An 11815-nucleotide genomic window follows, 5' to 3' on the forward strand; every position below is an offset into this window, starting at 1 on the left:
TTAGGCGGTAGCCAGAGCCCGAGTGGAAAGACGACGATAGAGCACGAAGGTGGCGGTGAATGCGCACAGCGCGGCGAAGATCATCCAGTAAGCCGGCGCGGCCTTGTCGCCGGTCGCGTGGATCAGCCAGGTCGACACGGCCGGAGTAAAGCCGCCGAACACGGCGGTTGCCAGGCTGTACGCCAGCGAAAAGCCCGCCACCCGCACTTCCACGGGCATGATCTCGGTCAAGGCCGGAATCATCGCGCCGTTGTACAAGCCGTACAGGAAGGAAAACCACAGCAGCACTTCGAGCATGTGAGCGAAGCTGGGCGCCTGGGCCAGGAACGACAACGCCGGGTAGGCGCTGACGACCGTCAGCAGCGACATGGCCGCCAGCAGCGGCTTGCGGCCGAACCGGTCGCTCAGGGCGCCGCCGATGGGCAGCCAGACGAAGTTCGAAATACCCACCAGCAGCGTGACGATCAGCGCATCGCTGGCGCTCAGTTGCAGAACGGATCTGCCGAAGGTCGGCGCGTAGACGGTGATCATGTAGAACGCGGTAGTGGTCATCGCAACCATCAGCATGCCGAGGATCACGATGCTCGCGTTGCTGTAGAGCGTGCCGAACACCTGTTTCATGCTCGGCCGATGTTTGCGCGTCGAGAACTCTTCGGTTTCCTGCAGGCTGCGGCGCAGCAGAAAGATGAACGGAATGATCAGGCAACCGACCGCAAACGGAATCCGCCAGCCCCACTCGGACAGTTCCGCGGGGGCCAGCCACTGGTTGAGTCCATAGCCAAGACCGGCGGCGACCACGATGGCCACTTGCTGACTGGCCGACTGCCAACTGGCATAAAAGCCCTTGCGCCCTGGCGTCGCCATTTCCGCAAGGTAAACCGACACGCCGCCCATTTCGGCCCCGGCCGAGAAGCCCTGGAGCAGCCGGCCAAGCAACACCAGCGCGGGCGCCCACAAGCCGATGCTCGCATAGCCCGGAACCAGCACGATCAGCAGCGTCCCGCTGGCCATGATTGCCAGGGTCACGATCAGGCCTTTGCGTCGTCCCACATCATCGATATAGGCGCCGAGCAGCACAGCGCCGAGCGGCCGCATCAGGAAGCCCGCGCCGAACACGGCGAAGGTCATCATCAATGAGGCAAATTCATTGGTGGAAGGGAAAAATGCCGCAGCGATCTGAGTGGCGTAGAAGCCGAACAGAAAGAAATCGAACTGCTCGAGGAAGTTTCCCGAGGTGACGCGCAGGACCATACCGGCCTTGGACTTCCCGCCTTTCGACGGGGTCGTGTGCTGATTCATCTTGTTCTCCAGCGTTTTTTTAGAGTGTTGTAAGCGCTTGTTGCTGGAGATTCTGTGACAAATCATTGCTGAGGATAAACGTTCATTTCTCATCGATTGATGCAGGTTTGCGATCAATCGGGATCATCAGGGTCTCTGTTGGGGCAGGCTGATGACCCGGCCGCTGAATGGCGGTGCCGGCTGATCTCCCTGCAGCACCATCAGTTCGCGCAGCGCTTCCAGGCTGCGCGATCCGAATGCCGCCGATCTAGGCCCCTCAAGATCCACGTGCAACAGCATCTGCTCGCTGGCCGACAAGGCTTCGTCCAGACCATCGCGATGCAGGCTGTGATAGAGGTGCAGCCGCTTGTGATCGAAGCCGATGATATGGGTCTGTACCCAGACTTCGGTGGCGAGTTTGACCTCATGCAGAAAGTTGAGGTGGCATTCGAGGGTGTACAGCGAATGCCCGCTCTGCGCGCGGCTCTCGCTGTCCAGCCCGATGCGGTCCATCAGGGCATCGGTGGCGTAACTGAAGATCAACAGGTAATACGCGTCGCGCAGATGGCCGTTGTAGTCGACCCAGTCGGCCTGAATGGGCGTTCGGTAAGTGATCAGCGCAGGCATCTGCCCGTCCCTATTCGTCGAAAGCCATACCGTGTCTGGTCTTGACCTGTTTGACGGCATCGAGCACGGCCAGCAGGCAGTCATCTCTATAGCGTTCGAGTTGCGCGATGGAGCGCTCGCCTTGCTGGACAGACGTACCCTGGACCACGTCATCGATCAGCCGGTCGGTCAGCGTCGGCGCGGGCAAATAGGTCCAGGGCAGTTGCAGCGCAGGGCCGAACTGGCCCATGAAATGGCGCATGCCGGCGTCACCGCCTGCCAGCGTGTAGGTCAGGAAAGTCCCCATGAACGACCAGCGCAGGCCGGCGCCGAAGCGGATGGCGTCGTCGATCTCGCCGGTGGTCGCAACGCCGTCGTTCACCAGATGCAACGCCTCGCGCCAGAGTGCTTCGAGCAGTCGGTCGGCGATGAAACCGGGGACTTCCTTGCGCACGTGCAGCGGTCGCATGCCGAGCCGGGTATAGACCGCCTTGGCGGCCTCGATGGCCTCGGGCGCGGTACGCTTCCCGCCAACGATTTCCACCAGTGGTAGCAGGTAAACCGGATTGAAGGGATGACCGACCAGACAACGCTCCGGATGGGTCGCCGACTCGTAGAACTCGCTGGGCAAGAGGCCGGAGGTGCTGGAACCGATGACCGCATCCGGTCTGGCGGCAGCGCTGACACTGGCGTGCAGCGAAAGCTTGAGGTCCAGCCGTTCGGGGGCGCTTTCCTGAATGAAATCGGCATCGCGCACGCAGTCTTCCACCGTGTCGGCGAAGCGCAGACGGTCCTGCGACGCGCCGGCCGCCAGGCCTTGTTTGTCCAAGGCTGGCCAGGCGTTGGCGACGCGCTGGCGCAAAGCCTGTTCGGCGCCGGGTGCCGGGTCCCACGCAACGACGTCCAGTCCATGGGCGAGGGCGCGTGCCACCCAGCCGCTGCCGATGACGCCGCTACCGAGCGCGGCGAAGGTCTTGATCTCGGTGATGAAAGTCATGTCAGCGTCCTTTGAGTCAGTGGCGGGTCAGGTTCATTTTTTCCCGACCTTCGGCCGGGGTCAGTGCCCGGGCGCCCAGGCGGTTGATGATTTCCACTGCGCGCTCCACGAGTTGACCGTTGCTGGCCAATACGCCACGGTCCAGATACAGGTTGTCTTCCAGACCGACCCGCACGTTGCCGCCGAGCAACACCGCCTGGGCGGCCATGGGCATTTGCATGCGACCAATGCCGAAGCCGGCCCAGGTGACGCCCGCCGGCAGGTTGTCGACCATGGCTTTCATGGTCCCGGTGTCGGCCGGTGCTCCCCATGGAATTCCCAAACACAGCTGAAACAGCGGGTCGTGCAGCAGGCCTTCCTTGATCATCTGTTTGGCGAACCACAAGTGACCCGTGTCGAAGATTTCCAGCTCGGCTTTCACGCCCAGCTCGGTGATGCGCCGGGCGCCGGTGCGCAGCTGATTCGGAGTCGACACATAAATGCTGTTGCCGTCGCCGAAGTTGAGCGTGCCGCAGTCTAGCGTGCAGATCTCCGGAAGCAGCGCTTCGACATGGGCCAGTCGCTCCAGCGGGCCGATCAGGTCGGTCCCTTCGCCAAAGGCCATGGGGTTCTCGCCGGGGCCAATCTCCAGATCGCCGCCCATTCCCGCGGTCAGGTTCACGATAATGTCCACATCGGCTTCACGGATGCGCTCCATGACTTCCCGGTACAGCGCGACGTCGCGGCTGAAACGGCCGGTGCGCGGGTCGCGTACATGGCAGTGGACCACCGTGGCTCCGGCCCTGGCCGCTTCGACGGCGGCAGCGGCGATCTGCTGAGGAGTCACCGGTACCAGATGGCTCTTGCTGGCAGTGTCGCCGGCGCCGGTCAGGGCACAGGTAATGATGACGTCGTGATTCATGTCGTTATCCTTGAGGCGTGTCGATGCACTCCGCGGCCATGGCGACGGAGTGCGAGGGTTCGAAGAGTCAGTTGGCGGTCAGCCGCAGGTTTTCGGCCGCCGGCTTGCCATCGAAGGTGGTCACGCCTTCGAGCCAGCGCTTCTGATCCTGCGGGTGATCCTTGAGCCACTGGCGGGCCGAATCGAGCGGATCCTTGTGGTCGAGCAGCGGCTGCATCATGCGGCTCTCGTCCTCGGCGCTGAACTTGAGATTGGTCAGCAATCGGTGGGCGTTCGGGCAGCGCTGGGCATAATCCGGCGCGGTGACCGTCCAGACCGTTGCCCGTCCTTCATCAGGCCCCAGAGCGTCCTGGCTGCCCGAGAGGTAGGTCATGTCCACATTGACGTTCATCGGGTGCGGCGCCCAGCCGAAAAACACCACCGCCTGCTTGCGCCGCACGGCGCGATCCACTGCCGCCAGCATGCCGGCCTCGCTGGATTCGACCAGCTGGAACTTGCCCAAGCCGAACTGATTCTTGTCGATCATCGCCTTGATCTGGGTATTGGCGCCCGAACCGGGCTCGATGCCGTAGATCTTGCCGTCCAGTTCCTTCTCGAATTTATGTATGTCAGCGAAGGTTTTCAGGCCCTTGTCGGCCAGGTAGCGGGGCACCGCCAGGGTTGCGCGGGCATCGTCCAGACTGGGCGCGTCCAGCACTTTGAGCTGATTGGCCTGGATGAACGGCGTGATGGTCCGGGTCATGATCGGATTCCAGTAGCCGAGAAACATGTCCAGGCGGTTGTCGCGAATCCCGGCGAAGATTATTTGCTGCGAGGCGCTGGTCTGCTTGGTTTTGTAGCCCAGTCCGTCGAGCAGTACCTGGGCCATGGCGCTGGTGGCAATGACGTCGGTCCAGTTGACCACGCCGAGCCGGACGTTCTTGCAGGCGTCCGGCTCGGCGGCCAGCAGCGGCGTGCTGAAAGTGATGCTGACGGCGAGCGTCAGCAGACTGCGACGGATCATGCTGTGCATGATGCTTCTCCCAGGCGGAAGTTATGGTTCTGGAGATCAGAGGGTGGACTTCGCTGAATAATCTACGCCGTCGGCGTGGTGGAAAATCGCACGGCGGCGACCCACACTGGCACTGTGGCGACCACTGCGTGCACAGAGGCCTCAGCGATGCCCGAAACGATTCACTTTTTACTGCTGCCGGGGTTCTCGGCGATGGGCTTCATCTCGGCACTGGAACCTTTGCGGGTCGCCAACCGTTTTCGCGAGGGCCTGTATCGCTGGCACATATTGAGCCTGGACGGTGGCCCGGTTGCGTCCAGCAACGGCATGTCGGTGAGCGCCGATGCGCCGTTGGGAGTGCTGGGGCAGGGCGCAGTCCTGTTGGTGGTGGCAGGCTTCGATCCGCTGGCCGGGTACAACGCGATACTGCAGCGCAGCCTGCGTCGCCTCGATCACGACGGCGTCGTGCTCGGCGGCATCGATACGGGCGCACAGGTGCTGGCCGAGGCTGGTCTGCTCGACGGGTACAGAGTGACGTTGCACTGGGAAGCTTTAGCGGCCTTCAAGGAGCGCTATCCAGGGTTGGAGGTAACGCAAGAGCTGTTCGAGATCGACCGCCGACGCATTACCTGCGCAGGCGGCACCGCGTCGATCGACCTGATGCTGCATCTGATCGCCGAGGCCCACGGCCCGCAACTGGCGGTGCAGGTTTCGGAACAGTTCGTGCTCGGCCGGATTCGCCCGCGCCAGGATCACCAGCGCATGCAGATCGCCAACCGCTACGGCATCAACAATCGCAAGCTGGTACGTGCCATCGAAGATATGGAGAAACACACCGAGCCGCCTCTGGGCACCCTCGAGCTGGCGTCCCGGATACAAGTGACCCGGCGCCAGATGGAGCGGCTGTTTCGCGAGCACCTGAACGAAACGCCGAGCCGCTTCTACCTTGCGCTCAGGCTCGACAAGGCCCGGCAACTGCTGCGCCAGTCGGACATGACCGTGACCCAGATCAGCGTCGCCTGCGGGTTCGAGCTGCCCTCATATTTTGCCCGGAGCTACAAGGCCCGGTTCGGCCGATGCCCGCGTGAAGAGCGGCGGGCCGGTCGTACGCTTCGCGGATGAATCCGCTCCTACAGAAGCAGCGCGAATCCGGCTGATCGACACCGCCCCGTAGGAGCGGATTTATCCGCGATCGGCTGCGTAGCAGTCGCATCTGCCGGATCAGCAACTGGCGGATACCGGGGTTCCGAATCCCTGCCAACCGTCCGGTCGTTTCGAGACTACGAGCAGCCGGTTCCCCGTCCCAACCGTGGATGCCACGCGGCGACCTTGCTCGTCCCAGAACGTGCTCTGACCGGCAGCAGACCACCCACCTGTCGGGCCGCCGTGATTTGCCATGAGGATGGCCATTCCATGACGCTCCGAGTGGCTCTGCAACAGCGAGCTGTCATGGGGATAGCCCCTGTCACCGATGAGCACGCTGGTGGCATACACCTGCGCACCACGTTGCGCAGCCTGCGCCAGATGCTCCGGGTGACTGAAATCGGCGCAGACCGACAAGGCGATGCGGGTGTCGTCGATCAGCAGCAAATCCCCGCCATCACCCGCTTCGAAGTATTGCTCTTCGCCGAGGTGCAGGTGCTGCTTGGTGTAGACGCTCAGCGAACCGCTCTGATGGAATACGAAAGCGGCGATCAGCGGTTTGGAGTGGCCGGGCCTGCGCAACGGCAAACCCACCACGGTGGTCATGGAAGTTTCTTGCGCCAATTGTCGCAACGGCGAAAGCAGCGGGCTGTCGCTCTCCTGAGCCAGCGCCTCGGCGAGGCTCGGCTCATATCCTGTAAGCGACAGCTCCGGGAACAGCAGCAGTTTCACGCCTTGCTCGCGAGCGTGGCGCATGAAGGCCATGTGCAGGGCCAGATTACTACTGATATCTCCAGCCCGAACGGCGCATTGGGCAGCTGCAAAGGCGGGTGCCAGCATGGCTATCTCCGAAAATAGCCCGATCCTAACCCGGCCCTGCCCAATGTGCTATCTGGCGCGTTGAAGTAGACAGGCTTAACCATTCAACCGGTTGGCGAACTGCTCCACAGCCTTGACCACTTTCTGAGCACCATCCTGAATCTCCAGGATGACCGAGCCGGCCTGATTCGCCAGGTCGAGACCCGCCTCGGCCTGGCGTCGGCCGCTGCCGATGACCGTGACCGCGTCCGAGGCCAGGCGCTGGTTCTGCTGAACGACGTCGGCGATTTCCGCCGTGGCCTTGGTGGTGCGCGAAGCAAGCTGGCGGACTTCGTCGGCCACGACCGCGAAACCCCGGCCTTGCTCTCCGGCGCGTGCTGCCTCGATTGCGGCGTTGAGCGCCAGGAGGTTGGTCTGTTCAGCGATGCCGCTGATGGTCTTGATGATGGTGCCGATCACCTGGCTCTGTTGATCCAGCGCCTCGATGCCCTGGGCCGCTTGCTGCATATGGCCAGCCAGTTCGTGCATGACGGCCACGGTCTTCTGCACCACGTCGGCACCGCCCTGGGCGGCGGCATCGGTGTGTACCGAAGTGGAGTAGGCGACGGTGGCCGCCTCGGACACGGCCATTTCCTGGTTGACCTGATCAGTGATCACCGTGGCGAACTTGACGATTTTGACCAGACGGTCGCAAGCATCGAACACCGGGTTGTAGGAGGCCTCCAGCCAGACCGTGCGGCCCGCGGCATCCACACGCTTGAAGCGGCTGGCGATGAATTCGCCGGTGCGCAGCCGGTCCCAGAACTCCAGATATTCTGGTGAGCCGGCATCTTCCGGTGTGCAGAACTGGCGGTGGTGCTTGCCGCGGATCTGCTCCAGGCGAAAGCCCATGGCTTGCAGAAAGCGATCATTGGCCGCCAGCACATGGCCTTGTAGATCGAATTCGATGACGGCGGTCGAGCGCATCAGCGCCTTGATCAGGCTTTCCTGCTCGCGGGAGCTCTCGATGGTGCGGGTCAGGTCGCTGGCGTAGATCACGAATGCCGTCAGTTGCCGGTCCGCGCTGCGGATCGGGTGCAGCAGTACGCGAAGCCATGCCTCACTGTCGTCCTTGCGCAGGATTCGCAGGGCACCGCTGAAGTTGTCGCCGCGTTGCAGCGCGGACCAGATGCGGCGGTGAAACTCGTCCTGGCGGACCGCTTCGGGTACCAGTTTCATCAATGGCCGGCCCTGCAACTCGGCCGTGCTGTACCGCAGCTCGCGCTCGAAGTTGGCGTTTACGTGCTCGATCCGGCCGGTTGCGTCCAGACGGACCACGATCATGTCCTCGTCCAGGCCCTCACGGACCTGTTCGACTGAGGCCAATTGGTCGCGAAGGGCGGCCAGTTCGGATTTGATTGAATTGTTGAACAACATGTCGCGCACCTGAATGGAGTGCCAGCCGTTAGAGGGATCGCCTGGCCAGACATTCATCACTCACGCATAGTAACGAATGCGGCCATTTGCCATAACGCTATCGGCCGTCATCAGCAGTTCAACAGTAGGCGGTGACTATCGCCTCGATAGGTCCTGTACTTCTGTCGGAAACCACGCAATAAAAGGCGCTCGTTCAAGAGGTCGGTGGTTCGCTTTGCGCTTCGCGCAAACGGGCCGCAGCGTTGTGCAGATGAGTCGAGGCTGCCTGGCGCGCAGCTTCGCTGTCGCCCGCTGCGATTGCATCGAGCACTGCGTGATGCTCTTGGTCGACCTGGCGCATGTACTGGGCATTGCGCGCCTCGTTACGTCGGGTAACGATGATGGTCTGCTGAAGCAGTTGATGCAGAAAATCGATCGTTTCCAGAAAATGCTGGTTGCCGGTGGCCGCCACGACCGAGCGGTGGAACGCGAGGTCTTCGCGAACGCCATCCTCACCTCGCTCGACCGCCTCGTCGAGTTCGGCCAGCGCATTGCGCATACTCCGCAGATGAGCGTTGCTGCGCCGCGCGGCGGCCAATTCCGCCGCTTTGATTTCAAGCGCGCCGCGCAACTCGAGAATTTCCACCACGGCTTCGAAATCGCCTTGCGGCGGCGACAGCCGCAGCGCGAGAGAAGGGTTGGCCACGACAAACGTGCCACTGCCTTGACGAGAGGTGAGCATGCCTTCGCGTTTGAGCATCGAGATGGCCTCGCGCACCACTGTACGACTCACTCCATACTGTTCGCATAACGCCTGCTCAGTAGGCAATCGCGTGCCCCGGGCGAGCCGGCCATCATGTACCGCCATGCTCAAGCGCTCAGCCAGGCGCTCGGCAAGTTTCGGGGCGTCATCGTCCAGCATTTCCAATAGAGTCTCCTGACAACCAAAACGCTGTGGGGTACACGGCCAGGACCGGGCATCCCATGAACGGTTGCGTTAAACGAAAATTCATCATACAACATGACAACCAGCTATCTGACAACCAGCTGTCAACTGAGTCCTCCAACAAAAACACGGGGCCAGTCAGAGCGCCCCATCATATTCTCCTCAAGCGGAGTGCGATGCATGAATATCCTGGTAACCGGGGGCGCCGGCTTTCTCGGCTCCCGTTTGATCGAGGCGCTGCTTGCGCCCACCGCCAACGACCTGCTCCCCGCCAACGGCAAGATCATTTCAGTCGATCTGGCCGCCAGCCCTGTCAATGACCCGCGCGTGATTTCGCGCACGGGCGACATTTCGGACTCCGATTTTATAGCGACTCTGATCGACGGGCAGACGTCTGTGGTCTATCACCTGGCGGCTGTGGTCAGCGGGCAGGCCGAAGCGGATTTCGATCTCGGCATGCGGGTCAACTTCGACGCCACACGGGCGCTGCTCGAAGCCTGCAGACATCAGGCTCAAACGCCACGTTTCATATTCGCCAGCTCGCTGGCCATATTCGGGGGACCCATGCCCGAGCAAGTCCCCGAATCATTGGCCCCGCTGCCGCAATCCTCCTACGGTGCCCAGAAAGCCATGGCCGAGCTGCTGATAAACGATTACTCCCGCAAAGGTTTCGTCGAGGGTCTGGTGTGTCGACTGCCGACAATTTCCGTACGCCCCGGCAAGCCCAATGCAGCAGCATCGTCGTTTGCCAGCGGCATCCTGCGCGAGCCGCTGGCGGGTGAACCCAGCAATTGTCCTGTTCCGTTCGACACCCGCCTGTGGTTGTCATCACCTCGGACCGTCATCGACAACCTGGTGCATGCAGCCCGGCTGGACACGCAGGCGCTAGGTCTGCGCCGGACGCTGAACCTGCCGGGTATCAGCGTGCAGGTCCGCCAGATGCTCGACAGCCTCGCGCGAGCTGGAGGTGAAGCGGCGACTTCGCTGGTCAGCCATGAACCGGACGAGCGCGTGCAGCGCATCGTCTGCAGTTGGCCTGGCGACTTCGATATTCAACGCTCGTTGCAGCTGGGCTTTGTGGTCGACCAGGACTTCGACGGCATCGTCCAGGCTCATCTGGAAGACATGAACCCTTAACCCAGGACGGCGCCCGACGGGCGCCGAAGTTCCATTCCAATAACAACAAGAGGGAATTTTCAATGGACGCAGCTTCTATCGCCGGTCCGCAGCTGATGGTCGGGCTGGTCTTGGCCATCGTCGTACTCATCGTGCTGGTTCTCAAGACTCGTATCCACGCGCTCCTGGCGTTGATCATCGCCGCATCGATCTCCGGACTGGTCGGTGGCATGGCCCCCGACGCGCTGGTCAAATCGGTCACCACGGGTTTTGGCGCCACGCTGTCCACCATCGGCCTGGTGATTGGCTTCGGCGTGATGATGGGACGTCTGCTCGAAGTATCCGGGGCCGCCGAGCGCATGGCGTACAGCTTTGTCCGCTGGCTGGGCAGCAAGCGTGAAGAGTGGGCCATGATGGTGACCGGCTACATCGTGTCGGTGCCGATTTTCTGCGACTCGGCATTCGTCATCCTCAACCCCTTGGTCAAAGCCCTGTCGCGCAATACAGGCAAATCCGCGCTCACCCTCGGCATCGCTCTGGCCAGCGGCCTGATGCTGACCCACCACGCCGTCCCGCCGACCCCGGGCCCCTTGGGAATCGCCGGCATCTTTAATATCGACGTTGGGCTGATGATTTTCTGGGGCGTGGTATTCACCCTTCCGGCGACGTTCGTGCTGGTGGCCTATGCGCGCTTCATGGGGCCGCGAATCGAAGCGATGATCGCTCAGAGCGGCCAGGCACCGGTCGAACCTGCGGCTGCCTATCGCCAGGTCATGGACCGCGCCGATGCGCGCGAAGCCGAGCTCCCGCCGTTGTGGCTGTCGATGTTGCCGATCCTGTTGCCGATCCTGCTGATCTTCGCCAATACGCTGGTCCTGGCCCTTGCCAAGCTCGAGGGTAACGGCGATCTGACCCGAAGCGTGTTCGGCCAGATCATCGCGTTCATCGGTAATCCGGTGATCGCTGTGGGCCTGGGTGTCGTTGTCGCGCTCTACGGACTCGTGCCGCGTCGTCCTCGTGACGAGGTCATCGCGGAAATGGAAAAGGGCGTCGAGAGCGCAGGGATCATTCTGCTCGTCACCGGTGCCGGCGGCGCGCTGGGTGCGGTGCTGCGCGACAGTGGAGCAGGTCAGTACATGGGTGAGTGGGTGGCTACGCTGCCGTTGCCGGCGGTCCTGATCCCGTTCGTGATTGCCTCGCTGGTGCGTCTGATCCAGGGCAGCGGCACGGTCGCAATGATCACCGGCGCTTCCATTGCGGCTCCCATTCTGGCGTCGATTCCCGACGTCAACATGGTATTCGCCGCCCAGGCCGCAGCCATCGGCTCCATGGTTTTCGGCTACTTCAATGACAGCTACTTCTGGGTCGTCAACCGTATGCTGGGCGTCAGGAGCGCCAAACACCAGCTCTTGACCTGGTCTGTCCCCACTACCCTCGGGTGGCTGACTTCGTTGCTGACGCTGTTGGTGTTCAACGCCATTCTGGGCTGAGAGCACTTTCTGGCCGCTCGGGAAGCAGTTGCCTGATGTCGGTGACTTGCATTCCCGATGCCGGCTCGAGGGTGCAGAGAGCATGCGCATGCGCTGGTATCGATTTCGAACCGCGCATGCTTCATTTCAGCGG

At 62.3% G+C, this 11815-nt stretch carries 11 protein-coding genes and 1 pseudogene; 3 read left to right on the top strand and 9 right to left on the bottom strand.

From position 1 onward, the window contains the following. The 5 genes from TRP66_RS00285 to TRP66_RS00305 all read right to left on the bottom strand — a co-directional run bounded on the left by TRP66_RS00285 (position 1) and on the right by TRP66_RS00305 (position 4794). Positions 1 to 1299, bottom strand: a complete 1299-nt coding sequence (locus TRP66_RS00285; protein ID WP_333399322.1) for an MFS transporter — start codon at positions 1297 to 1299, stop codon at positions 1 to 3. Between the two features lie 126 nt (positions 1300 to 1425). Further along, positions 1426 to 1905 carry a thioesterase family protein gene (locus TRP66_RS00290; RefSeq protein ID WP_333399323.1) on the bottom strand — a complete coding sequence of 160 codons (480 nt, stop codon included), beginning with the start codon at positions 1903 to 1905 and terminating at the stop codon, positions 1426 to 1428. A 10-nt stretch (positions 1906 to 1915) separates the two neighbouring features. After that, the gene (locus tag TRP66_RS00295; protein WP_333399324.1) at positions 1916 to 2881 is read right to left on the bottom strand and encodes an L-carnitine dehydrogenase; all 966 of its coding nucleotides are present in this window, start codon (positions 2879 to 2881) and stop codon (positions 1916 to 1918) included. 16 nt (positions 2882 to 2897) lie between these two features. After that, positions 2898 to 3782 (bottom strand): 3-keto-5-aminohexanoate cleavage protein, encoded by an 885-nt coding sequence (locus TRP66_RS00300; protein WP_333399325.1) that lies wholly within the window; start codon positions 3780 to 3782, stop codon positions 2898 to 2900. A 67-nt stretch (positions 3783 to 3849) separates the two neighbouring features. Next, on the bottom strand, positions 3850 to 4794 hold the full coding sequence (locus tag TRP66_RS00305; RefSeq protein WP_333399326.1) for a choline ABC transporter substrate-binding protein: 945 nt from the start codon (positions 4792 to 4794) through the stop codon (positions 3850 to 3852). Between the two features lie 147 nt (positions 4795 to 4941). On the opposite strand from TRP66_RS00305, the gene TRP66_RS00310 reads away from it, so the two are divergent. Beyond that, a complete protein-coding gene (locus TRP66_RS00310; RefSeq protein ID WP_333399327.1) occupies positions 4942 to 5895 on the top strand; it encodes a GlxA family transcriptional regulator in 954 nt (317 codons plus the stop codon). A gap of 99 nt (positions 5896 to 5994) precedes the next feature. On the opposite strand, the gene TRP66_RS00315 is transcribed toward TRP66_RS00310, so the two are convergent. The 4 genes and pseudogenes from TRP66_RS00315 to TRP66_RS00325 all read right to left on the bottom strand — a co-directional run bounded on the left by TRP66_RS00315 (position 5995) and on the right by TRP66_RS00325 (position 9052). Continuing rightward, positions 5995 to 6756 (bottom strand): carbon-nitrogen hydrolase family protein, encoded by a 762-nt coding sequence (locus tag TRP66_RS00315; RefSeq protein WP_333399328.1) that lies wholly within the window; start codon positions 6754 to 6756, stop codon positions 5995 to 5997. Positions 6757 to 6831: 75 nt separating this feature from the next. Beyond that, positions 6832 to 7365: a methyl-accepting chemotaxis protein gene (locus TRP66_RS23490; protein WP_442965152.1), complete on the bottom strand. Its 534-nt coding sequence runs from the start codon at positions 7363 to 7365 to the stop codon at positions 6832 to 6834. 12 nt (positions 7366 to 7377) lie between these two features. Beyond that, positions 7378 to 8208: pseudogene (locus tag TRP66_RS23495) on the bottom strand (PAS domain-containing protein); the annotation flags it as partial. A gap of 136 nt (positions 8209 to 8344) precedes the next feature. After that, on the bottom strand, positions 8345 to 9052 hold the full coding sequence (locus TRP66_RS00325) for a FadR/GntR family transcriptional regulator (protein ID WP_333399329.1): 708 nt from the start codon (positions 9050 to 9052) through the stop codon (positions 8345 to 8347). A gap of 204 nt (positions 9053 to 9256) precedes the next feature. On the opposite strand from TRP66_RS00325, the gene denD reads away from it, so the two are divergent. Both denD and TRP66_RS00335 read left to right on the top strand, forming a co-directional pair. Then, positions 9257 to 10213 (top strand): D-erythronate dehydrogenase, encoded by a 957-nt coding sequence (gene denD / locus TRP66_RS00330; RefSeq protein ID WP_333399330.1) that lies wholly within the window; start codon positions 9257 to 9259, stop codon positions 10211 to 10213. A 62-nt stretch (positions 10214 to 10275) separates the two neighbouring features. Beyond that, positions 10276 to 11682 (top strand): GntP family permease, encoded by a 1407-nt coding sequence (locus tag TRP66_RS00335; RefSeq protein ID WP_333399331.1) that lies wholly within the window; start codon positions 10276 to 10278, stop codon positions 11680 to 11682. Positions 11683 to 11815 lie beyond the last annotated feature (133 nt).

This window comes from Pseudomonas sp. JDS28PS106 (assembly GCF_036706555.1).
In the GTDB taxonomy this organism is placed as follows: domain Bacteria; phylum Pseudomonadota; class Gammaproteobacteria; order Pseudomonadales; family Pseudomonadaceae; genus Aquipseudomonas.

What these genes read in the sequence shown, in the direction of transcription:
- TRP66_RS00290 (WP_333399323.1), bottom strand. Translation starts at nt 1,905, where the DNA reads ATGCCTGCGCTGATCACTTACCGAACGCCCATTCAGGCCGACTGGGTC.
- TRP66_RS00305 (WP_333399326.1), bottom strand. Translation starts at nt 4,794, where the DNA reads ATGCACAGCATGATCCGTCGCAGTCTGCTGACGCTCGCCGTCAGCATC.
- TRP66_RS00315 (WP_333399328.1), bottom strand. Translation starts at nt 6,756, where the DNA reads ATGCTGGCACCCGCCTTTGCAGCTGCCCAATGCGCCGTTCGGGCTGGA.
- TRP66_RS23490 (WP_442965152.1), bottom strand. Translation starts at nt 7,365, where the DNA reads ATGGCCGTGTCCGAGGCGGCCACCGTCGCCTACTCCACTTCGGTACAC.
- TRP66_RS00325 (WP_333399329.1), bottom strand. Translation starts at nt 9,052, where the DNA reads ATGCTGGACGATGACGCCCCGAAACTTGCCGAGCGCCTGGCTGAGCGC.
- TRP66_RS00310 (WP_333399327.1), top strand. Translation starts at nt 4,942, where the DNA reads ATGCCCGAAACGATTCACTTTTTACTGCTGCCGGGGTTCTCGGCGATG.
- TRP66_RS00300 (WP_333399325.1), bottom strand. Translation starts at nt 3,782, where the DNA reads ATGAATCACGACGTCATCATTACCTGTGCCCTGACCGGCGCCGGCGAC.
- TRP66_RS00335 (WP_333399331.1), top strand. Translation starts at nt 10,276, where the DNA reads ATGGACGCAGCTTCTATCGCCGGTCCGCAGCTGATGGTCGGGCTGGTC.
- TRP66_RS00285 (WP_333399322.1), bottom strand. Translation starts at nt 1,299, where the DNA reads ATGAATCAGCACACGACCCCGTCGAAAGGCGGGAAGTCCAAGGCCGGT.
- TRP66_RS00295 (WP_333399324.1), bottom strand. Translation starts at nt 2,881, where the DNA reads ATGACTTTCATCACCGAGATCAAGACCTTCGCCGCGCTCGGTAGCGGC.
- denD (WP_333399330.1), top strand. Translation starts at nt 9,257, where the DNA reads ATGAATATCCTGGTAACCGGGGGCGCCGGCTTTCTCGGCTCCCGTTTG.